This is a genomic window from Streptococcus sp. HSISS3, from assembly GCF_000448605.1.
Classification (GTDB): domain Bacteria; phylum Bacillota; class Bacilli; order Lactobacillales; family Streptococcaceae; genus Streptococcus; species Streptococcus raffinosi.
Genome location: NZ_CM002130.1, coordinates 720,330 through 741,203 on the forward strand (window position 1 = coordinate 720,330; position 20,874 = coordinate 741,203).

The 20,874-nt window shown below is 40.9% G+C and carries 21 protein-coding genes and 1 pseudogene; 18 read left to right on the forward strand and 4 right to left on the reverse strand.

Annotated elements, in window-relative coordinates; all coding sequences use genetic code 11:
* Nucleotides 1-173 precede the first annotated feature (173 nt).
* Genes HSISS3_RS03495 through HSISS3_RS03505 form a run of 3 tightly spaced genes read left to right on the forward strand, consistent with a single transcriptional unit; the run spans nt 174 to nt 3,798 of the window.
* Nucleotides 174-1,943 carry an Hsp70 family protein gene (locus tag HSISS3_RS03495; RefSeq protein WP_021151711.1) on the forward strand — a complete coding sequence of 590 codons (1,770 nt, stop codon included), beginning with the start codon at nt 174-176 and terminating at the stop codon, nt 1,941-1,943.
* A gap of 10 nt (nt 1,944-1,953) precedes the next feature.
* Nucleotides 1,954-3,309, forward strand: coding sequence for a J domain-containing protein (locus HSISS3_RS03500; protein ID WP_021151712.1), 1,356 nt, complete (start codon nt 1,954-1,956; stop codon nt 3,307-3,309).
* A gap of 3 nt (nt 3,310-3,312) precedes the next feature.
* The gene (locus HSISS3_RS03505) at nt 3,313-3,798 is read left to right on the forward strand and encodes a hypothetical protein (RefSeq protein WP_021151713.1); all 486 of its coding nucleotides are present in this window, start codon (nt 3,313-3,315) and stop codon (nt 3,796-3,798) included.
* A gap of 91 nt (nt 3,799-3,889) precedes the next feature.
* Here HSISS3_RS03505 and HSISS3_RS03510 read toward each other — a convergent pair whose 3' ends face one another.
* From HSISS3_RS03510 to HSISS3_RS03525, 4 genes are all read right to left on the reverse strand, one after another.
* Nucleotides 3,890-5,173 (reverse strand): glycosyltransferase, encoded by a 1,284-nt coding sequence (locus HSISS3_RS03510; RefSeq protein WP_021151714.1) that lies wholly within the window; start codon nt 5,171-5,173, stop codon nt 3,890-3,892.
* A gap of 85 nt (nt 5,174-5,258) precedes the next feature.
* Nucleotides 5,259-5,786 carry a hypothetical protein gene (locus HSISS3_RS03515; RefSeq protein ID WP_240472098.1) on the reverse strand — a complete coding sequence of 176 codons (528 nt, stop codon included), beginning with the start codon at nt 5,784-5,786 and terminating at the stop codon, nt 5,259-5,261.
* A complete protein-coding gene (locus HSISS3_RS03520) occupies nt 5,779-6,921 on the reverse strand; it encodes a glycosyltransferase family 2 protein (RefSeq protein ID WP_021151715.1) in 1,143 nt (380 codons plus the stop codon). The genes HSISS3_RS03515 and HSISS3_RS03520 overlap by 8 nt, the downstream gene beginning before the upstream one ends.
* Entirely contained in the window at nt 6,918-7,694 is a 777-nt protein-coding gene (locus tag HSISS3_RS03525) for an SDR family NAD(P)-dependent oxidoreductase (protein WP_021151716.1), read from the reverse strand. Before HSISS3_RS03525 ends, HSISS3_RS03520 begins: the two co-directional genes overlap by 4 nt.
* A 261-nt stretch (nt 7,695-7,955) precedes the next feature.
* Here HSISS3_RS03525 and HSISS3_RS03530 point away from each other — a divergent pair, with 261 nt between their 5' ends.
* The 15 genes and pseudogenes from HSISS3_RS03530 to HSISS3_RS03600 all read left to right on the forward strand — a co-directional run bounded on the left by HSISS3_RS03530 (nt 7,956) and on the right by HSISS3_RS03600 (nt 20,562).
* The gene (locus HSISS3_RS03530) at nt 7,956-9,230 is read left to right on the forward strand and encodes a glycosyltransferase (protein ID WP_021151717.1); all 1,275 of its coding nucleotides are present in this window, start codon (nt 7,956-7,958) and stop codon (nt 9,228-9,230) included.
* A complete protein-coding gene (locus tag HSISS3_RS03535) occupies nt 9,227-10,207 on the forward strand; it encodes an NAD-dependent epimerase/dehydratase family protein (RefSeq protein ID WP_021151718.1) in 981 nt (326 codons plus the stop codon). Before HSISS3_RS03530 ends, HSISS3_RS03535 begins: the two co-directional genes overlap by 4 nt.
* Nucleotides 10,182-10,997 carry an MBL fold metallo-hydrolase gene (locus HSISS3_RS03540; RefSeq protein WP_021151719.1) on the forward strand — a complete coding sequence of 272 codons (816 nt, stop codon included), beginning with the start codon at nt 10,182-10,184 and terminating at the stop codon, nt 10,995-10,997. The genes HSISS3_RS03535 and HSISS3_RS03540 overlap by 26 nt, the downstream gene beginning before the upstream one ends.
* Entirely contained in the window at nt 10,975-12,237 is a 1,263-nt protein-coding gene (locus HSISS3_RS03545) for a F390 synthetase-related protein (RefSeq protein WP_021151720.1), read from the forward strand. Before HSISS3_RS03540 ends, HSISS3_RS03545 begins: the two co-directional genes overlap by 23 nt.
* Nucleotides 12,238-12,251: 14 nt before the next feature.
* Nucleotides 12,252-13,196 carry a 3-oxoacyl-[acyl-carrier-protein] synthase III C-terminal domain-containing protein gene (locus HSISS3_RS03550; protein WP_008534924.1) on the forward strand — a complete coding sequence of 315 codons (945 nt, stop codon included), beginning with the start codon at nt 12,252-12,254 and terminating at the stop codon, nt 13,194-13,196.
* A 217-nt stretch (nt 13,197-13,413) separates the two neighbouring features.
* Nucleotides 13,414-13,623: a hypothetical protein gene (locus HSISS3_RS03555; protein ID WP_021151721.1), complete on the forward strand. Its 210-nt coding sequence runs from the start codon at nt 13,414-13,416 to the stop codon at nt 13,621-13,623.
* A 10-nt stretch (nt 13,624-13,633) separates the two neighbouring features.
* Complete coding sequence (locus HSISS3_RS03560; protein WP_021151722.1) at nt 13,634-13,813, forward strand: hypothetical protein; 180 nt, start codon at nt 13,634-13,636, stop codon at nt 13,811-13,813.
* A complete protein-coding gene (locus HSISS3_RS03565; protein WP_021151723.1) occupies nt 13,806-14,687 on the forward strand; it encodes an ABC transporter ATP-binding protein in 882 nt (293 codons plus the stop codon). The genes HSISS3_RS03560 and HSISS3_RS03565 overlap by 8 nt, the downstream gene beginning before the upstream one ends.
* Entirely contained in the window at nt 14,684-15,421 is a 738-nt protein-coding gene (locus HSISS3_RS03570) for an ABC transporter permease (protein ID WP_021151724.1), read from the forward strand. Before HSISS3_RS03565 ends, HSISS3_RS03570 begins: the two co-directional genes overlap by 4 nt.
* Nucleotides 15,414-16,495: pseudogene (locus HSISS3_RS03575) on the forward strand (sensor histidine kinase). The gene HSISS3_RS03570 and the pseudogene HSISS3_RS03575 overlap by 8 nt, the downstream one beginning before the upstream one ends.
* A complete protein-coding gene (locus HSISS3_RS03580) occupies nt 16,492-17,094 on the forward strand; it encodes a response regulator transcription factor (protein WP_003094426.1) in 603 nt (200 codons plus the stop codon). Before HSISS3_RS03575 ends, HSISS3_RS03580 begins: the two are co-directional and overlap by 4 nt.
* Nucleotides 17,095-17,462: 368 nt before the next feature.
* Nucleotides 17,463-18,455: an ABC transporter ATP-binding protein gene (locus HSISS3_RS03585; RefSeq protein WP_021151727.1), complete on the forward strand. Its 993-nt coding sequence runs from the start codon at nt 17,463-17,465 to the stop codon at nt 18,453-18,455.
* Nucleotide 18,456: 1 nt separating this feature from the next.
* A complete protein-coding gene (locus HSISS3_RS03590) occupies nt 18,457-19,275 on the forward strand; it encodes an ABC transporter permease (RefSeq protein WP_021145133.1) in 819 nt (272 codons plus the stop codon).
* Between the two features lies 1 nt (nt 19,276).
* Nucleotides 19,277-20,062, forward strand: coding sequence for an ABC transporter permease (locus tag HSISS3_RS03595; RefSeq protein WP_021145134.1), 786 nt, complete (start codon nt 19,277-19,279; stop codon nt 20,060-20,062).
* Between the two features lie 38 nt (nt 20,063-20,100).
* Nucleotides 20,101-20,562, forward strand: a complete 462-nt coding sequence (locus HSISS3_RS03600) for a GNAT family N-acetyltransferase (RefSeq protein ID WP_021145135.1) — start codon at nt 20,101-20,103, stop codon at nt 20,560-20,562.
* Nucleotides 20,563-20,874: the final 312 nt, after the last annotated feature.

Genomic DNA, 20,874 nt, shown 5'->3' on the forward strand with positions numbered 1-20,874 from the left:
TTATCATAGCGGAAAGTCTCAGTTATACTCACTTTGTTCTCAAAAAGAATGTGATGTCATTATATGCAGGCCTTCTTAGTTCATGGCGTATTTGAAAACGTTTATTTACCACTTGAAGAGGACATTTTTGACTATGTTATAATAGAAAGACAAAAGCAGTTTAGGAGAATGTTATGGCAACAATTGGTATTGATTTGGGAACGACGAATAGTTTAGCGGTTACCTATCGTGAGGGAGAGGTCCAGCTGATTCCAAATAGTTTTGGCGACTATTTGACGCCAAGCGTTGTCCATGTGTCAGACGATGTCTTGACAGTTGGAAAAATTGCGAAGGAACGCTTAGTGACTGATCCTGATAATACGGCCCAACTCTTTAAACGTTCCATGGGAAGCAATGAAATGTTTTACCTTGATGGGGAAGCCTTTTCGGCAACGGATTTATCAACCCTAGTGGTTAAACAGTTGGTGGCAGATGCTGAAAACTACTTAGGTGAAAAGGTAGATGAGGTACTCATTAGTGTGCCAGCTTATTTTAACGAGAAGCAGCGTTCAGCCACCAAGGCTATTGGACAACGATTGGGCATTAAGGTGGAACGTTTGATTAACGAGCCTTCTGCGGCAGCCATTTCTTGTCATAAGATTGGCAAGGATGAGTCTTTCATTGTCTTCGACTTTGGAGGAGGAACGCTTGATGTTTCTGTGGTTGATTGCTTTGATAATGTGATTTCAATTGTTTCCATTGCAGGGGATAACTTCTTGGGTGGTAGTGACTTTGATAAGGCTATTGCTGAAGATTTTTGCCAGTCGCAAGGGATTGATTTGGAGAAATTAGGTAGGAAGCAAAAATCTAGTCTCCTCTTATCCGCAGAGCGATGCAAACTAAAGCTGCAAAAGGAAAAAGTGGCTGCGGTATCCTTGACCTATGATGACCAATATTACATGAAACAATACAATCAGGCAGAGCTTAAGACCATCATTCAACCGGTTCTTGACCGTGTTAAGAAAGTTATTGGTAGGGCGGTGAGTGATAGTGGTTACAAGGCACATGAACTGGATGCCTTTATCTTGGTCGGTGGGTCTAGGATGATGCCTTTGGTTCAATCTTATATCACGAATCTGCTCAATCTTCCTATTAAGCGTCTGAAAGATATGGATGAGTTGGTTGCGCGTGGTTTGGGGACTTACTTGGCAGTCAAGGAGCGTCAAGAGAAGGTCAAAGATTTAGTGATTACAGATATTTGTCCTTTCTCATTGGGAATCAGTGCCTATGACTCTGACTTTGATAAAAACATCTTTTCAAAGGTCATTAATAAGCTGTCTGTCCTTCCGACCTCTGCAAGCAAATATTATTATGCCAGTCGGGGACAGAAACAATGTCGCTTTATGATTTATCAGGGAGAATCGCTCGATCCTGAAGCAAATCTCTTTTTGGATGAGTTTATTATCGATGTTCCTGGAACTGCGACTAAGACAGAGTTTTTTGAGACCACCTTTACTTACGATATTAATTCCATGCTCTATATAGAGGTTAAACTGGGGTCAACAGGCGAGACTAAAACGTATCGTATCGGTAATCAAAGTAAAATCGAAGAAGTCGATAAGAGTGAGCACCTTGAGAATATCAAGCTTGTCTCTGATCAATTGTCCTTTGAGGCCGACTTTAAAACGCAATCAGAGCGAGCCTATCGTTTAGTCATGGAAATGCCTTATAAGATGCAATTACATTTTTTGTGGCAAATGGAAGATTTTGAAAAAGGCTATCAGTTGGCTATTAACAATATCAAGAAGCGAAAAGAAATCGTGAAACGCTACCAAGCTTATCTTGATAGCATTGAAAATATCTTGTCACTAGATGATTTGGATATTTTCCGTCAAGAAGAAGCTGACCATGAGGAGACTGGTGAGCCCTTTGATAGGTCTGATGACCCTAATTTCTGGAGATAGGAGGTGACGCATGAATTTTTGGTCGATTTTGGGCATTCAACCAACCAATAATCTTAAGGACATCAAGAGAGCCTACGCCAAACAAAGTAAGGTTTATCACCCTGAGGATGATCCTGAAAATTTTCAACGCCTGCAAAAGGCTTATCAAGAGGCCCTTGCCTGGCAAAAATCGTATTCTGGAAATGAGGATGTGGGTGCTGTCATAGGCCATAAACAGGCCGATGGCAGCGTGGTCGGTCTGGTATCTGCCTCTCAGCTAGAAGATTCCTTTAAAAAAGCTACAGATGCTAGCAAGTCTAGCCAAGATCAAGAAAGTATTGAAGAACTTGAGCTTACGGCTTCTGCGACGGAAGAAGTCGAAGACAAGCAAGTGACAGAACATGACTTTCAGCAGGTAATCTCTGAGGAAGAACAGGAACAGTTGGATGAGTTAGCCTTATCTGATATTCATGAAACGTTCAATCAAAGTGAGCCTCATTCAAGGACTAGCGAGGACTCTGTTCTTAGAGAAGATTTAGCTATCAAAGATCAGGATAGTTTTCTTCAAGTTGTTGAGGAGTATTTTCTTTGCAATCCTCTGACTATTTCTAAACTCAATGGTTATATCAATCAGTGCTCTGATTTGGGCTGGCTAGGTGATCAGGATTTTGCCTACCGTTTGACTATGACTATAGGCGCTATACTCGAAAGAGGCGGCCTGAAATATGAGACCTTGGAAGGGCTTGAAACGTTAGCCAAGGAGTTTGATTTCACATTGTTGGAGGCCTACCTTTGTGACCTCTTGGATAAGAAATACAAGCAAGATGTTTGGCAGGGACGTCCGATACGTCAAGTGACGGAAGTGACCGAGCCCACCCGAACAGGGCAAAAGATTATTGTCGTCTATTTTCTCATTATGGTATGTGGTATCTTTTTCCTAGCCAATGGCTTTTTCACCCGAGAAATGCTTAAATCGCAACCTAAGAAGATACAAGTCATCACAGGGCTTACAGGAAATGAACTGGTCTCACAGGGGACGGTAGATAAAGCAGCATCTGCTATTTCTGATTTGGCTAAAAAGTCAGACAAGCCCATTTCTGACACTAAAAAGGTGGTCTACGACCAGGCCAGTTCAACCTTTGTGATTGAGGATAGCTCGACAGGACAGCGTCAAGAACTACCAGGTGTGACAGAAGTTTATGTTTTGCCGGTTTATGAAAATGGTCAAGAGACCAAGGGGATTGCAACAACAACTGACGGTAGCAATTGGGAACTTAGAGATAGTGACGGCCAGGTCCGTGGTCCAATTACTTTATCAGTTGCCATGTCATCAGATATTGCTATCAAGAGTGAAAATGGTAGCTACTCTACGGTAGAGAAGGAGTAGGACATGAAAGATTTTATTTTAAGAAATAGTGAAAGAGTCTTCGCTCTCCTCCTTACAGGTATTTTCCTAGCTCTCTTGTATTTTGGAAATCAGAAAGGCTTACATCTCTGGTTTGAAAGTGGGCGTGAAAGTGGTAGTCTAGGCTTGGTGACGGGAATCTTTATCGTTTTTTTGCTTGGGCTTATCGCTATTATCTGGATATTAACGGATAGATTTCTCCTCTTTGTCTTAACCAAGATGGGTTATTATAGCGAGGATTGGTCTAAGGTTGTTGGCGTCATCATTGGAAAGAGAATTGCCAAAGCACCAAGAACAAGGGCTAATCATTTCCTAGTGGTTAAGGTTGGTGACACTAAACGTAACTTTTTCGTCAGCCAATCTAACTTTAATATTCTTGAAAAAGGTGATAGCCTTTGGCTACGGAAAGTCAGAGTGCATTATAAAGGACGTGTCGTCCGCACTTTTTACGAACTCGCTGATCGATATTAGACAGTAAGAAGCTGACCCTCGGGTTGGCTTTTTATACTGACTAAAATTTACAAAAAAACTTAGGAGAGGACCTAAGTTTTTGTTAATAAGATTATTTATCTATGTTTAAGAGTCTTTCAATCTCTTGATAAAGTATTTCTGTAGGTTGATAGGCTTTGCTTATCTGAGTTAGAGAATGTAATTTAGGCCAATCTTTTTGAGAAATTAATGCTTGGAATAAATCTAAGACTTCAGAATCTGTTTTTTTTCGAGAGACAAGCCCTACCTGTGCTAATTCAGCTCGTAAGGCGTTGTCAAACTGATCAAAATCTTGAGGAAGAATAAGGCTAGGAATGCCTTGTTCGATACATCCCATTAGAATACCGGAACCAGCGTGATGTATCACAAAGTCCATTTTATCTAGAATGTCTGTGTAGGGCAGATAATCGAAAAGTAAAAGATTGTTATTTAGATGATGTGGCGGATTTTGCAAACCACTTGGGTTACCTAGTGTGACATAAAAATGATAGTCAGGATATTCTTGACTTAGTATTTGGGCCAATTTCACCATTCTTTCTTTTTCCCATTTTAAATGGGTGCCGCAAGTCACTAACACGCGTTTTTTAGAGGTCGTGAAATACTGTTCTTGTTCCTTGGGGAGTTTGTCAAAAGAAAGACAGCGATAACCAACCCACTTAAGATGGGGTGGAAAATCATCTCTAAACTCCAACTCTTTTATTCCCAGAGCCAGAATTGAATAAGGAGAATAGATGGTTTCTGTACCATCCTCTCTATAAAGTTTGAAATCTTGTAAATTTTTAAGATTTCTTTTAACAAGTGCAAAGCCAATTCTTTTTGCCATGCGGATAATCTGTCTACCCAGTGCATCTCTACATTTGTAGAGGATTCCCTGATGGGGTTTCCACCCTCCTAAATAAGCAGGAGTGGTCGTGCGACTCTCAATAGCTACTGGACTTGGAATGGTCGTAATCCATGGAATTCCCAAACGGTCTGCTAACATACCAGCAGGAACTGCAATGAAATCTGCAATAACCAAGTCTGGTCTTCCCTCGAACTCCCAAATTCGCTTGATTTCGTCGATAACTTCCGGAATTAGTCTGCTATTTGCAATTAATTGTTGGTACATAATATGCGGTTTTGCTTGTTCTGATGTATTGGCGATATCTTCCATCACTGTCGGACGATCTGGAAATAGGGCAACACAGTCAAAGCCAATTTTTTCAACTAATTTCTTCTTTTGATAACCTGTGATGACACGTATTTGAAAACGAGGGTCTTCTAATAAGGGTTTCACAAGTGTCAAGGTCGGAAATAAATGACCACTAAATGGTACGCTAATCACATCAATCTTTATCATTTTGTTCAATTCAGTCATAAATGATTCCTTTCACATCTTCTCTGTATTCATAGTTATAATGATCCGTATCCACTTGAATATTCTTGGATAGCTATCCAAGAATTTAGAATATGGATCTTTTTTCTTTAATCACTAAAGCCTCTAATATTTTATTGTTTAAGAGTTTTTGGGAGACAGGTCCAAGTGAGATTATGCGAAATCTTGGAAGGGATATCTCATTTTCCAAATTATTCAACCACTGGGTCAGCATATTGACACCTGAACTCTTACAAACAAGAACTACTTTCTGAGTTTCTAACAAGGGAGACATGTGTACTTGTAACAACTTTTGGAAACGAAGGTTCAAAATCGTATGCCAATAGTAGATGATATGGGATGCAGAAGCTGACAAGAGGGATACTTGTGGAGACTTTATATGTTCAAAATCTTGATTGAAGGGAAAATTACTGGCTACCACTGAATAGCCAGATGGACAAATTGCATGGAGGAGGTCTAGTTGCCCAGCTGTCAGCCCGGCACAAGTAATATCACTGCTCCCACTAATAAAGAGAACCAAGCGATCAGAGTCTAGCATGGTCTGATCAGGAGACAAAGCAGACAAACGGACTAAATAGGACGTCATCTTACTCATAACGAATCTTTCCATCCGTCACTCGAATCTTCCGCCCCCGCCAATTAATCACAGGAGGTGTCATTAGAACATAGACAAACAGCCAAGGAAGCAGGAAATCATTCAGCACTTCGTAGGTGACTTCATCCAAGTGTAAGCGATTGGTTAGAATGCTTTGTCGATAGAGGAGCATCCAAACTGCCTTGAATACCAGTAAGCTTAAGGCTAGAAGAAGATAAGGCCAACCTAAAATAAGACTTAAGATCAAAACTGGAAGAGTCAGAAAACTCGGTAAGCCAATGAGGCAAAAAACCTTCCAGTCCAGGTGTTCTTTGAGATAGATAGAGCTAAAGAGAAGCCACCGCTTCATCTGGAGCAAGTACTGTGTGGCACTCTTGATGGTCGTACGGACATTACAGGTAACTCGAGTTTGAACAATGGATACCCCTTTACTACTTAGAAAATCGGCCACGGCTAAATCATCACATAGATAGTCCTTAATCGCTGTGAAGAGGCCCTGGTCTTTTGCAAGTTCTACCGGTAGGATATAAAACATCCCGTTGATGGAGTAATTTGCCTCAACTTGTGCCATGGTAAAATAGGTAATAAAGGAATTGCCATTAACGAATGCTGCAACCAACTTGGACCAGAAATTACTTCTTTCTTGGTTATAGGGAATACCTGTCAGAATGACCTCTTGACCTAGATAGGTAGTCAGCTCACCCATTTTAGAAAAATCAATCACACTATCATCGTCCAAAACAATCAGATAAGGCCGGGTCAGCTCCTCTACAACCTGCTCAATCTTGTAACTCTTGGGATTAATCCCCTGAGGGACGTCTTCAATGAGAAAGATTCGAATGCGTTGGGCAAAGGAAGCATCTTGGCAAATTTTGTTCGCTACATGCTGAGCTTCTGTGTCAGACTGGTCAATTAACCAGTAAAACTCAACTACTTTTGTTTGCTGGAGATTGGCTCGCAAATCACTCTCTAAACGAGGATCCCCAGAGAGGATGGGTTGGACCACAGTAAAAAGCTCTTCTGGGAAGTCAGTAGCATCAGATTTGACTTTTTTGTAATAGATTAGTGACAGCAACCAGCGGATGAGAAATAAGAGAAGATAAGCAACGCCTAAAAATATAAATATAAATTTCATCTATTAAGTCCCTTTCGTAAATACCTTGCAAGGAGACGAATGATCCATCCTTGGGGAAGCAGACGACCTAGCAAAACGAGCAAGCGATAGCGAAGGCCGATAACAGCATAGGAAGTATCTCTTTCTATGAATCGAATCAACTGCTGAGCGACTTTCTCAGGCTTCATCTGAAAACGACTACCTCCTAGAGCATCAACTAGTTTTTGAGAGAAAATGGGCGTTTGGACTGGTCCAAGAATATACAGACCTAGCTGGACCTGAGAATCTGCATTTTTTAGTTCTTCATGGAGGGCTAGAACGTAAGTTTGCAGAGCAGCCTTACTGGCACTGTATGCGGCCAAATAGGGATGGGGAAAAAGAGCTGCCAGTGAAGAAAGTTGGACTAGCCGGATTTTCCGATTTTTCTGCACTAGCAATTTCATTAGCTGGACTGGAGCATGGTAGTTTACCTGCCAGAGCTCTTGTTCCTTTTCTGTGGCTAAATCACTTCCTATGGAGAAGCTAGCTAGTCCTGCACAATTGACCAGAAGGTCAGCATCTAATGCCTTTCCAAAATTCTCCAGTGCTTCCTTATCACACAGATTTAAAACCTTGATTGAAAGTTGTGCCTTGCTTCCAGCTAATTCATTTTGCAGTTGGACTAATTTGTCTGGATTTCGGCCTACTAGAACCAGAAAATCAAGATGTTTTGCCAGTTCAGTTGCTAGGTGACGTCCAATTCCTCCTGTAGCTCCCAAAATAATTGCCTTACTAAATGAGTCTGTTGTTTGCATAACTCTAGTTTATCAGATTTTACTGAGACAGAAAACTACCTCTCAATTCCTTTGGAAAGAATATTTGTTATGATGGAAGTAAATTAGGGGATTCTTGATAAAAAATATTGAAAAGTTTTGTGATAAAGTATTTGTGGCAAGCTTTGATTGATTAATGGATGAAAAATCTTACTGAAGAAGTGTATCTATTCAGAAAAAATGAGTTTAGATAGTATTTGGTTTTGAGTAGTTCTTTCAAAAAAAATTTGCTATGCTAGTGTTATGGGAAAACTAAAAATTGATGTGGTTATCGTTCCATTAAGTGGGCACCTTTATCCAACCATGAATCTGCTAATGCCTTTATTAAAAAATCCTCGCTATGATATTCGTTTATTCACAGGACAGCAGAAACGTGCAGTAGCTGAGGCAGCAGGCTTTAAGGTTGTTACTATTCTTGAAGGTCATGAAGCGGACTTTGAAAGGGTGGCTAATAATAAGGAGCAATTGGGCCTTTTTTCTGCTTATCGTCAACTATCAGCTAGTCTTGATATTATTAATCTTGTTTCCGATCAATTACTATCGGAATGGGAAGTAAACCGACCTGATTTAGTGATTGCAGATTTCATAACCTTGTCGGGAGGACTTGTTGCAGAGCAAATGGGGATTCCATGGATAACGACAATGGCCACACAATTTGCTATTGAAACGACGGGTGGTCCTCCTTGTTTTTTCGGAGGAATGGGAAGTCCGAAGAATCGCAATCAATTGATTCAACAATGGCTAGGCAGAAAAATGACACGTTTCTTGAAGTATTCCGCCACTTTTTTATTACGAAATCGTTTAAAGCGTTATGGTTTTAAAATGTACAACCATAAGGGACAAGAGAGTATCTATTCACCGTATTCTATTTTAGGAATAGGAATGAAAGAGTTGGAGATAAAGAAAGGGTTCCCAGAACATTACCACTGGGTGGGTCCTTCTGGAGCTTCGGCAGAACGAGGTGAGGATTATCCTCTGGATTTGTCTTCATTTGCTAATCATAAAAAAGTCCTAGTGACCTGTGGGACCCAATTGGATTGGGCAAAGGACAATTTAATTTACCAAACGAAGCTGTTAGCTAAGTCTCATCCAGAGTGCCAGTTTTTTGTAACTTTAGGTCTTGGAGGGCAAGCATTCCAATGCCAAAAATTAATGGATAATGTTTCAGTGGTTTCTTATCTTCCCTACAAAGAGTACATTCCACAGATGGATTATGTCATTCATCATGGTGGTGCGGGTATTTTTTACCAATGTATTATACATAGTAAGCTAGCCCTAATACTGCCACACGATTATGACCAGTATGACTATGCTATTCGTGGACTTGAGGCAGGTGTAGCTTTGACTGCCAAAAGAGAGGAAGACAAGGCAATTGGGAAAGCTTTTGAGACATTGTTGGCTAAGAAAGATTGGTCAGAGCTAAAGGCTTTAAGTCATGCTGCCAAGTCATACCACCCTACAGAAGTAGTGGAGGGTGAAATTGCTCGCCTGCTGGCAGACAAGGAGAAAAAACAATGAAGAAAGTTTTAGTAACGGGTGCTACAGGTTTTTTAGGCAAATATGTTGTGGAAGAACTGGTTGAGCACGGTTATCAAGTCAGAGCTTTTGGTCGTAATCGTGCAATTGGCCAGTCTCTGGTAAATGCCTCTGTGACCTTTATTCAAGGAGATTTGACAAACCAAGAGGATTTGACTAAGGCTTGTCAGGAAATGGATATGGTCGTTCATGCCGGCGCTTTGTCAACAGTCTGGGGTCCTTGGGAAGACTTTTACCAAACGAATGTCTTAGGAACTAAATATGTCCTTGAGGCTTGCCGTGAGGCTAAAATCGAGCGCTTGGTATATGTGTCGTCTCCAAGTATCTATGCAGCACCTAGAGACCAGCTGGATATCAAAGAAAGCGATGCCCCTCAGGAAAATAGGCTTAACAATTACATTCGAAGTAAATTGGCATCAGAAAAACTATTTAAAGATTATCCTGATGTGTCTAGTGTCATATTGCGACCTCGAGGACTTTTTGGAATTGGAGACACCAGCATTTTGCCACGTATTCTTAATCTTAGTCAGAAGATCGGTATTCCTTTGATTGGTGATGGTCGCCAACTGATGGATATGACCTGTGTGGAAAATGTTGCTTTGGCTATTCGTCTGGCTTTGGAAACTCCTCAAGCAGCTGGAGAGGTTTATAATATTACCAATGGAGAACCCAGAGCATTTAGGAACTTGATTGAAGAAACCTTGAGAGGTTTGGGCTATCCCATCCGCTATCGCAAAATCCCAGCTCCACTTGTGTGTGCTATTTCAAGTAGTTTGGAGTTTATTTATAAGAGCCTAAAGCTCAAAGGAGAGCCAGCCCTAACACGCTATACCTATTATTTACTGCGCTATAGTCAGACTTTGGATATTAGCAAGGCAGAGCGTGACTTGGGCTATCGGCCTAAAATAACGATTTCAGAAGGGATTGAACAATATGTCCAAGATTATCGAAAGCATTGATTATTTTCCTGCGGGATATTGTACTAGCTATACTGGTCTTTTGTTCAAAAAAGTCAAGAATAAAAAGATGACCTTTCCAGCCGGTGTCTTTCTAATCAAACACAGAGATAAAGGCTATCTGCTTTATGATACAGGTTATCACTACGATATTAAGACCCAGCTTCGCTATGGCTTGTATCGTTTGGGAACGCCGGTGCAGATGACAGAAAAGGATCAGATTTCAAACTTGTTGAAGGCGGAGGGGATTAGGCCTGAGGACATTACCTATGTTATGCTTTCCCACCTGCATCCTGATCATTTGGGAGGGGCTGGCTTCTTTCCTAATGCGAGCTTCCTTCTGACTCAGGAGGTTTATGAGGTTTATCAGAAGCCTAAGTTGAAGGATTTGATTTTTAAGGAATTTTTGCCAGCGTCTTTTGAGAAACAGGTAACAGTAATCAAGGCTGATCAGCAAAACTCAACTTTTCCTTATCGTCCGACCTATGATTTATTTGGAGATGGAAGTATCTTGGTAGCCTCTGTTGATGGCCATGCCAAGGGCCAGGCTTGTCTCTATATTCAAGATTATAATCTTTTTATCGCAGCGGACTTGTGCTGGGGTGTTGATTTGCTACCTTATACGAAACAAATGCATCTCATTCCGTCCTTGGTTCAGGATAATATGGCGGATTATATCAAGGGGACTGAGTTACTGGAGGATATCCTAAAAGATGGGACGGAAGTACTAGTTAGCCATGACCCTGTAGAAAGGATAGAGCGTATCTTGTATGAAAAAAATAACCTTTCTTAAAACCTTTATCCAAACCAGATGGCTTCACAACTTCAAAACGAGAGCAGCTTTAGAAGCTTATCAGAAAAAGCAATTATCTAACTATATGGATTTTCTAAAACGGGAGTCTCCTTATTTTAAAAATGGTGTTCCTACTGACTTCGACCATATGGATAAGACCTTTATGATGACGCATTTTAACGAGTTAAACACTCAAGGCATCGATCGCGATGAGGCTTTAGCCTTGGCTATTGAGAGTGAAAAGACTCGTGACTTCACGGAACTTAAAGGTGAAGTAGCTGTTGGTTTATCTTCAGGAACATCGGGACATCGTGGCCTCTTCATCACGACCGAGAAAGAGCGAAGCATGTGGGCGGCAGCTATTTTAGCTAAGATGTTGCCAAAGAGTCATCTTTTTGGCCACCGAATTGCCTTTTTCCTTAGGGCAGATAATGAACTCTACCAGACTATCAATACGTCATTGATACGATTAGAATACTTCGATATTTTCAAAAATACCGATGAACATATTGAACGTCTTAATCATTATCAACCGACGATTGTTGTGGCACCAGCTTCCATGCTGATAGAGTTGAGCAAGCGTCTTAAAACAGGAGACTTGTCTATCTCACCGCAAAAAATTGTCTCTGTAGCAGAAATTTTAGAGGATAGTGATAGAATTCGCATCTCAAGTGCTTTTAAGCTCCCCATTATTGACCAGGTTTATCAAGCAACGGAAGGTTTTCTAGCCTGCACTTGCTCTGCAGGCAATCTTCACCTCAATGAGGATATCATTTTTGTAGAGAAAGAGTATCTGGATGAGCATCGATTTTATCCAGTGATAACGGATTTCAAGCGAAGCAGTCAACCTGTTTATCGTTACAAACTTAATGATATCTTGGTTGAAAATCCTGAACCTTGTCCATGTGGTTCTCATTATACAAGGATTGACAAGGTCGAAGGTCGCTCCGATGATATCTTCTACTTTGAAGGTCAGGATGGAGGACAGGTGACAATCTATCCTGATTTTATCAGGCGTTGTATTCTCTTTGTGGAAAATGTTGGAGACTATCAAGTCAAGCAACATTCAGAGAAGATTGTTGAAGTCTGTCTAAGCCAACGAGACGAGCAAGTAGAAGAAGCTATCACAGCTCAGTTTCAACTCTTGGCGCAGCAAAAGCAGTTTAAGGTTCCGGAAATCCATTTTTCCGATTATCATTGGGATACCAGTCGAAAACTCAAACGTATTCAGCGTTTATGAAAGGATGAATGACAATGACAGAAGTAAAAAGACATGTTGAAATCGCAGGTTATGGAGTTTGTCTTCCAAAACAAACCGTACAATTCAAAAATCAAACACGTTATCGTGTTGTAGAAGATGAAGAAACACAGTTGGATTTGGCCGAAGTGGCTATCCAACGAGCTCTTGAAAATGCTAATTTGAAAATTGAAGACATTGATTGTCTTGTCTCAGCCAGTGCAGTTGGTGTGCAGCCTATTCCTTGTACTGCAGCCTTGATTCATGAGCGCGTGGCAAAAGGACTTGCCATCCCAGCTATGGATATCAATACGACTTGTACAAGTTTTATCTCAGCTTTATCAACAATGTCCTACTTGATTGAAGCTGGTGAATACCATCGTGTCTTGATTGTATCTAGTGAGGTCGGAAGTCTGGGTCTCAATCCGAAACAAAAAGAAAGTTTTGAACTCTTTAGTGACGGAGCAGCAGCCTTTATTTTCCAAGCAAGTTCTCAAGACAAAGGGGTTATTGCAAGTCTACAACATACCTGGTCAGAAGGTGCTCATGATACTGAAATCCGTGGAGGTTTGACTTCTTACCATCCTAAAAAATATTCAGAAAAGACAAAAACGGACTTTATGTTTGATATGAAGGGCAAGAAGATTCTCCTTTTATCAGCGCATAAGCTTCCTGATATGTTTCAAGAATTCCAAGAGAAAACTCACTTGGCTCTTGCGGATGTGGACTACATCATTCCCCATCAAGCTAGTCGCGCCTTATCTTTGGTAATGGATAAACTTGGTATTGCTGAAGATCAATATCTTAACATAGTTACTGACTATGGTAATATGGTTTCTGTATCTGTTCCATTTGGTTTAGCTTACTCATTAGATCATGGCTTAGTTAAAGAAGGAGATGTCGTCTACCTTTTGGGAACAGCAGCAGGTATGACGGTTAACATGTTGGCCTTGAAATTATAATTTCTTGGCTAGAAACGAATAGTGTCAAAATGACGAATGAACTTCCTTTTGCTTATAACTTAAGTTAGAGTTGACTGAAAGGTCAGCTCTTTTTCTTGCCTTTATGTCACATGACAAATGTCATATCATGTCATGACATCTGGTGCTAAAAAGAGAGTGACCAAAAAGATATACTTTAGTCATAACTTAGAAATAATAAAACGAAAGAGGTCATCTCATGAAAATCAAAACATCTTACCTTATCTACGCAGTTATCGGAACTATCTTTGCTGGACTTAGCATGTTTACTGACATCTTTGAAAGAGGCAATTTTGAAGCTATCTTCTCAAATCTTGGCATGATTATTGGCTTGTCTATCTCAGCCTACATTCTCATCACTATGGCTAAAAGTTTTATCGACCTTGTCATAAATGATTTGAAAAACTAGGAGGCCCAGCATGAAACTATTGAAAATACTGAGCATCATGCTCCTAGCGGCAATTTGGACCATCCTCTTTGCTTATGTCCTACTTCATGGCAGCAGTGATATTCTCTACAGTGTTATGGGCGTCTCAGTTGCAACTTGTTATGTTTTTCTAGCCTTCTACCAAAAGAAAGGAAATCACACACATGAGTGAAACAATCCTTCAAGTCACAAATCTTGTCAAAAAAATCAAAAGGAAAACGATTTTAGACCATATTAGCTTTGAGGTAGGACAAGGTGATTGTCTTGCTTTAATTGGTCCCAATGGTGCTGGTAAAACGACCTTGATGTCCTGTATTCTTGGTGATAAGAAAGCCAGTAGCGGTCAAGTCTTTATCAAGGGTAAAAAGGGGAAAGCGCAAGATAAAATTGCGGTCCTTCTCCAAGAAAATACCATTCCCTCGCAATTGAAAGTCAAGGAACTGATTGCTTTTTTCCAAGATATTTCTGAGAATGGATTATCTAAAGTAGAGATTCAAGCGCTCTTACAATTCAAAGACGATCAGTATCAGCAGTTTGCGGACAAACTCTCAGGGGGACAAAAACGTCTTCTTGCTTTTGTTCTCTGTCTAATTGGCAAGCCTGACATTCTCTTTTTAGATGAGCCGACAGCAGGGATGGACACTACGACACGCCAACGTTTCTGGGAAATCATCAATGATCTGAAAAAGTCAGGTGTGACTATTCTTTATTCGTCCCACTATATCGAAGAAGTCGAGCACACAGCTGACCGCATTTTGGTCCTTCATCAGGGGAAACTCATTAGGGATACTACGCCACATGCTATGCGTAGCGAGGAAAAGGAAAAACAAGTCACTTTAGCAAGTCGCTTTGCGCCAAGTCTTGACAAACTGGCAGCCATTTATGATGTGACTGAAAAACGTGATGTTGTAACCTTTATGACTAAAGATATTGAAAGTGTGTGGAGTAGTTTACAAGCTCAAGGCTGTCGCATTTCTGACATTGAAATTCAAAATAAGACACTTTTAGATAGCCTATTTGATAGCACAAGGGAGGACAAGTCATGAAAGCACTACTTAAAATCGAATGGATAAAAACATGGCGCAGTTGGCCAGTCTTTATCATGTCCATCGGAATGCCTGTCGGATTCTTCCTCTTGTATTCAGGTATGGAAATGAGTCCTGACCCAGAGTCACAAAAAGCCTTTATCTTGTCTTATATGTTGACCATGACAGGATTCTCTATGTCCAGCTTTGGTTTCTTTACCTTTCCCTACATGCTTAGAGAGGACCAAACGGAGCACTGGTTAACCTACATCGAACATTCAAAAATCAGTATTCAGGCCTACTACCTCTCTAAAATCTTTCGAGTTCTTATGAACTTTATGGTTGCTATCATCGTAACTTTCTGTGTGGGAGCTTTTGTGCGTGATGTTAAGATGCCATTATCACATTGGATCGGTTCAGGTGCTCTTTTACTCTTGTCAAGTCTAGTCTTCCTATCCTTTGGCTTACTCCTAGCCCAAATTAAGTCTCAACAAATCATGGCTATCGTCGGAAATATCGTCTTTCTTGGACTTGCTATTATCGGTGGTTCTTGGATGCCAGTAACCTTGTTTCCAAAATGGGTTCAGCACATTTCGGAGTGGACACCCATCTATCATATTAATCAGTTGGTAGTCAATTTCGCAAAAAAAGGGGAATTTTCATGGAAATCACTCATTTTTATCTTGGTCTATGCTACAATAGCTACAGGCTTAGCCCTTTTTATTAAATTTTACAGAGAAAGTGACCATGTTTAGATCTTACCAGAAAAATGATTTCGCTTATTTTGTTAGTCTGATTTTCCTTGTTTTCCCAATCTTTGGAGTTTTTGGCGGGTATTTTCCAGTCTGGACCCTAGTTTTGACGGGTCTGTTTACCATCGCTTATCTCCTGATGGTATATTTGAAAAAAGCTTATAGTAAGTGGATTCCCTTTCTGTGGTTTTACACTCTAGCTTACATTATCTTTATGACCCTGACCTTCCAGGGGGGATGATGTGGTTTATTTTTTTCAACGTCAATCTTCTCGTTTGGCGATTTGAGGATAGCATATCATCTTATCGCTTCTTATCCTTTCTAGCGACACTCTTGATTTTGACGTTATCATCCTTCCTATTGACAGACGATTTGGGTACCCACCTCATGTCTATGGCTATTCTCCTCTTTTCGTTGGGAATGTACTATTTTCAAAACCGTATACGTCAGGAGAGAAAGATGGAAGAAGCCAACCGTACCATCAATATCCTATCAGCTGAAAATGAACGTAATCGTATTGGTCGTGACTTGCACGATACCTTAGGGCATACCTTTGCCATGATGAGTCTTAAAACCGAGTTGGCTTTGAAACAGATGGACAAGGAGCAGTATGAAGCTGCTAGAAAGAATCTGGAAGAATTGAACCAGATTAGCCGAGACTCCATGTATGAGGTGCGTGAGATTGTCAATAAGCTCAAGTACCGAACGGTGGCCGAGGAGCTACTGGAACTTGAGCGGCTCTTTGACCTATCTGATATCGTCCTGACCGTGGATAGTAGCCTTGATTTAGACAGCCTGTCACCCGTTAGTCAGTCTACCTTGTCCATGGTGCTTCGTGAACTGGCCAATAATGTCATCAAACATAGCCAGGCCGATAGCTGTCAGATTCGTCTAAGACGTGATCATGGTATTGTCCTTGAGTTTGAGGATGATGGTTGTGGCTTTGAGGAAGTCACTGGACAAGAACTACACAGTATCAGAGAGCGTCTCAGTTTGGTAGATGGAGACTTGGAAATTCTGTCTCAATCGCATCCAACCATTATTCGTGTACATTTGAAAGAGGGAGGAAAAGCATGAAATTATTAGTTGCCGAAGACCAGTCAATGTTGAGGGATGCCCTCTGCCAGCTCCTCATGTTGGAAGACGATGTCGAAGAGGTCCATGCGGCTAGTGATGGTCAAGAAGCCATTGCTCTCTTGGAAAAAGAAGAGGTCGACGTAGCCATTTTAGACATTGAAATGCCAGTTAAAACAGGCCTTGATGTCCTAGAGTGGATCCGTGCCAACCAAAGAGAAACGAAGGTCGTTATTGTGACCACCTTCAAACGAAAAGGCTATTTTAAACGAGCCCTTGCAGCCCAGGTGGATGCCTACGTGCTCAAAGAGCGTTCCATCAGTGACCTTATGGCGACCATCCATACCGTCCTAGCAGGCCAAAAGGAGTATTCGCCAGAGCTAGTTGAGGGTGTCGCCTTTGACAATAACCCACTCAGCCAACGAGAACAAGAAGTCTTGGCCATGGTAGCTCAAGGGTCAACCAACCAAGAAATTGCTGAAAGCCTCTTTCTCTCAAATGGAACCGTCCGAAATTACATGACAGCCATCCTGACTAAACTCGATGCAGGCAACCGAACAGAAGCCGTCCGCATTGCCAAAGAAAAAGACTGGCTAGGGTGAGGAGAAATAGATAAGAATGAAGTCACCATATGGTGGCTTTTTTGTGGCTTATAACCTATCTAAACATTCACAAGCAAGAATGAGAGAAGTTGAAATGAGCCTCTACAGGAATATGTAGAGGCTTTGATGAATTATTGAATTGTGTCATTTTGTTTAGTGAATTAAACGGGTGGTTATGATTTTTTCAAGTATCAAAACTATTTTCTCTTTTTCGAGAATAACACTTGGTTTCCTTTTTTAACTGCTTTATAATAGAGTAATACTAAGGTCTTCTGCTGTGATAAAGAAGGCAGATTTTAGGAGATGAGAAATTGGCTTTTTGTGTTTAGAGGACACGGTTTGTTGATTTTTTACTGTAGGAGATAGATATGGCAATGATAGAAGTGAAACATCTTCAGAAAAATTTTGTGAAGACAGTCAAGGAACCGGGGTTGAAGGGGGCTTTGCGTTCCTTTATTCATCCTGAAAAGCAGACCTTTGAAGCGGTCAAGGATTTGACCTTTGAGGTGCCCAAGGGGCAGATTCTAGGTTTTATCGGGGCAAATGGTGCTGGGAAGTCGACAACCATTAAAATGCTGACAGGAATTTTGAAACCGACATCTGGTTTTTGTCGGATTAATGGCAAGATTCCACAGGATAATCGCCAGGATTATGTCAAGGATATTGGGGTTGTTTTTGGACAACGAACTCAGCTATGGTGGGACTTGGCCCTGCAAGAGACTTACACGGTTTTGAAGGAGATTTACGATGTCCCAGATTCGCTCTTCCACAAGCGCATGGATTTTTTGAATGAAGTCTTGGATTTGAAGGACTTTATCAAGGATCCCGTGCGGACTCTTTCGCTAGGTCAACGGATGCGGGCGGATATTGCGGCTTCCTTGCTTCACAATCCCAAGGTTCTCTTTTTAGATGAGCCTACCATTGGTTTGGATGTGTCGGTCAAGGATAACATTCGCCGGGCTATAACTCAAATCAATCAAGAGGAAGAAACAACTATTCTCTTGACCACTCACGATCTGAGTGATATTGAGCAACTCTGTGATCGGATTTTTATGATTGACAAGGGGCAGGAGATTTTTGATGGGACGGTGAGTCAGCTCAAGGAGACCTTTGGCAAGATGAAGACTCTCTCCTTTGACCTGACGCCAGGTCAAAATCATCTAGTCTCTCATTATGAGGGCTTGCCTGATATGTCCATTGATAGACAAGGAAATACTCTCAATATTGAATTCGATAGTTCCCGCTACCAATCGGCCGATATTATCAAGCAAACCTTATCTGATTTTGAAGTCCGTGATTTGAAGATGGTAGATACGGATATTGAAGATATTATCCGTCGCTTCTACCGAAAGGAGCTCTAAGATGGTCAAATTGTGGAGACGGTATAAACCCTTTATCAATGCAGGGATTCAGGAGTTGATTACCTATCGAGTCAACTTTATTCTCTATCGGATTGGCGATGTCATGGGAGCTTTTGTGGCCTTTTATCTCTGGAAGGCTGTCTTTGACTCCTCCCAGGAGCCTTTGATTCAGGGCTTCAGTATGGCAGATATCACCTTCTACATCATCATGAGTTTTGTGACCAATCTCTTGACCAGGTCTGATAGCTCCTTTATGATTGGGGAGGAGGTCAAGGATGGCTCCATTATCATGCGCTTGCTGAGACCAGTGCATTTTGCGGCCTCTTACCTTTTCACCGAACTTGGCTCCAAGTGGTTGATTTTTATCTCTGTTGGACTGCCATTTTTAAGTGTCATTATTTTGATGAAAATCCTGTCTGGGCAAGGGATTGTAGAAGTGCTGGGATTAACTGTTCTATATCTTTTTAGCTTAACGCTCGCCTATCTAATTAACTTTTTCTTTAACATCTGCTTTGGATTTTCAGCATTTGTCTTTAAAAATCTTTGGGGTTCCAATCTACTCAAGACTTCCATAGTGGCCTTTATGTCTGGAAGTTTGATTCCCTTGGCTTTCTTTCCAAAGGTGGTTTCAGCTATTCTCTCCTTCTTGCCTTTTTCATCCTTGATTTACACTCCGGTTATGATCATTGTTGGGAAATACGATGCCAGTCAGATTCTTCAAGCGCTTTTGCTCCAGATCTTCTGGCTTATAGTGATGGTGGGCTTGTCTCAGTTGATTTGGAAACGAGTCCAGTCATTTATCACTATTCAAGGAGGTTAGTATGAAAAAATATCAACGCATGCATCTGATTTTTATCAGACAATACATCAAGCAAATCATGGAATACAAGGTGGATTTTGTGGTAGGTGTCTTGGGAGTCTTTCTGACTCAAGGTCTGAACCTCTTGTTTCTCAATGTTATCTTTCAACATATCCCATCCCTAGAAGGTTGGACTTTTCAAGAGATTGCCTTTATCTACGGATTTTCCTTGATTCCCAAGGGATTGGACCATCTCTTTTTTGACAATCTCTGGGCCTTAGGTCAACGACTAGTCCGAAAAGGGGAATTTGACAAGTATTTGACTCGTCCTATCAACCCTCTCTTTCATATTCTGGTTGAGACCTTTCAGATTGATGCCTTGGGGGAACTTTTGGTCGGTTGCATTCTATTGGGAACAACAGTATCAAGCATTGCTTGGACGATTCCCAAATTCCTGATTTTCCTAGTCTGTATTCCATTTGCTACCTTGATTTATACTTCCTTGAAAATAGCGACAGCCAGTATCGCTTTTTGGACTAAACAGTCAGGCGCCATGATTTATATTTTTTATATGTTCAATGATTTTGCCAAGTACCCGATTTCCATTTACAATTCGCTCCTTCGTTGGTTGATCAGTTTTATCGTGCCATTTGCCTTTACGGCTTACTATCCTGCCAGTTATTTCTTGCAGGGTAAGAATGGGCTCTTTAATATCGGTGGTTTGATTCTGATTTCCCTTGTCTTCTTTTTCATTTCCCTCAAACTCTGGGATAGGGGCTTGGATGCCTACGAAAGTGCTGGCTCATAAGGGGGAAAGTAAGACTAAAATCAAGAAAGGAACTTATGATGTTTACAATTGAAGAAGTCAAGGATGAAGATCAAAAAATGGCAGTTGTTGATGAGGTTTTAAAGGATTTGCCAGAATGGTTTGGAATACCTGAAAGCACGCAAGCCTACATCGAAGGAGCCAAAGATTTGCAAGTTTGGGCAGCCTATCAGGAGAGTGATTTGACTGGATTTGTAAGCTTGTCCTATTCTAGTGAAGAGTGTGCAGAGATTGATTGTCTCGGCGTAAAAAAAGCTTATCAAGGTCAAGGAATTGGAAGGAAATTAATTACGACTATAGAAAGAGAAGCAGGCAAACAAGTGGACTACCTACAGGTAAAAACAGTGGCAGAAGGTTCAAATAAAGATTATGACCGAACAAATGTCTTTTATCGAAGTGTTGGTTTTAAAAAATTAGAGATTTTTCCTCAACTATGGGATCCCCAAAATCTTTGCCAGATTTTGATAAAGAAAATCGTTTAAAACTTCCTGACAAAAAATTGAGAGTGCTATACTATAAAAGTGTTAGCCAATTTAGCTCAGTTGGTAGAGCAAGGCACTCGTAAAGCTTAGGTCAGGAGATTTTGATGCTGTCATAAAGGATGCTAGAGAAGCAATCAGTCAGACGGAATTAAAGCTGAAATATAAGAACTTTTTGAGAGTTATCTCATTCTTTCAATCGTGCAGATAGATCCTGATTTGTCCATAGAATAGCTAGAGGCTCAGTTAACCACAGACTCTACACTAGCTGAGAAAACTAAAAAGGTCTGTCTCGCTCTTTATGATTTAACCAAT

Excerpts from the sequence above, each read along its gene's own strand:
- HSISS3_RS03570 (WP_021151724.1), top strand. The coding sequence starts at position 14,684 with ATGAAAGCACTACTTAAAATCGAATGGATAAAAACATGGCGCAGTTGG.
- HSISS3_RS03590 (WP_021145133.1), top strand. The coding sequence starts at position 18,457 with ATGGTCAAATTGTGGAGACGGTATAAACCCTTTATCAATGCAGGGATT.
- HSISS3_RS03495 (WP_021151711.1), top strand. The coding sequence starts at position 174 with ATGGCAACAATTGGTATTGATTTGGGAACGACGAATAGTTTAGCGGTT.
- HSISS3_RS03580 (WP_003094426.1), top strand. The coding sequence starts at position 16,492 with ATGAAATTATTAGTTGCCGAAGACCAGTCAATGTTGAGGGATGCCCTC.
- HSISS3_RS03565 (WP_021151723.1), top strand. The coding sequence starts at position 13,806 with ATGAGTGAAACAATCCTTCAAGTCACAAATCTTGTCAAAAAAATCAAA.
- HSISS3_RS03510 (WP_021151714.1), bottom strand. The coding sequence starts at position 5,173 with ATGACTGAATTGAACAAAATGATAAAGATTGATGTGATTAGCGTACCA.
- HSISS3_RS03530 (WP_021151717.1), top strand. The coding sequence starts at position 7,956 with ATGGGAAAACTAAAAATTGATGTGGTTATCGTTCCATTAAGTGGGCAC.
- HSISS3_RS03520 (WP_021151715.1), bottom strand. The coding sequence starts at position 6,921 with ATGAAATTTATATTTATATTTTTAGGCGTTGCTTATCTTCTCTTATTT.
- HSISS3_RS03560 (WP_021151722.1), top strand. The coding sequence starts at position 13,634 with ATGAAACTATTGAAAATACTGAGCATCATGCTCCTAGCGGCAATTTGG.
- HSISS3_RS03515 (WP_240472098.1), bottom strand. The coding sequence starts at position 5,786 with ATGAGTAAGATGACGTCCTATTTAGTCCGTTTGTCTGCTTTGTCTCCT.
- HSISS3_RS03540 (WP_021151719.1), top strand. The coding sequence starts at position 10,182 with ATGTCCAAGATTATCGAAAGCATTGATTATTTTCCTGCGGGATATTGT.
- HSISS3_RS03600 (WP_021145135.1), top strand. The coding sequence starts at position 20,101 with ATGTTTACAATTGAAGAAGTCAAGGATGAAGATCAAAAAATGGCAGTT.
- HSISS3_RS03505 (WP_021151713.1), top strand. The coding sequence starts at position 3,313 with ATGAAAGATTTTATTTTAAGAAATAGTGAAAGAGTCTTCGCTCTCCTC.
- HSISS3_RS03525 (WP_021151716.1), bottom strand. The coding sequence starts at position 7,694 with ATGCAAACAACAGACTCATTTAGTAAGGCAATTATTTTGGGAGCTACA.
- HSISS3_RS03595 (WP_021145134.1), top strand. The coding sequence starts at position 19,277 with ATGAAAAAATATCAACGCATGCATCTGATTTTTATCAGACAATACATC.
- HSISS3_RS03545 (WP_021151720.1), top strand. The coding sequence starts at position 10,975 with ATGAAAAAAATAACCTTTCTTAAAACCTTTATCCAAACCAGATGGCTT.
- HSISS3_RS03555 (WP_021151721.1), top strand. The coding sequence starts at position 13,414 with ATGAAAATCAAAACATCTTACCTTATCTACGCAGTTATCGGAACTATC.
- HSISS3_RS03535 (WP_021151718.1), top strand. The coding sequence starts at position 9,227 with ATGAAGAAAGTTTTAGTAACGGGTGCTACAGGTTTTTTAGGCAAATAT.
- HSISS3_RS03585 (WP_021151727.1), top strand. The coding sequence starts at position 17,463 with ATGGCAATGATAGAAGTGAAACATCTTCAGAAAAATTTTGTGAAGACA.
- HSISS3_RS03550 (WP_008534924.1), top strand. The coding sequence starts at position 12,252 with ATGACAGAAGTAAAAAGACATGTTGAAATCGCAGGTTATGGAGTTTGT.
- HSISS3_RS03500 (WP_021151712.1), top strand. The coding sequence starts at position 1,954 with ATGAATTTTTGGTCGATTTTGGGCATTCAACCAACCAATAATCTTAAG.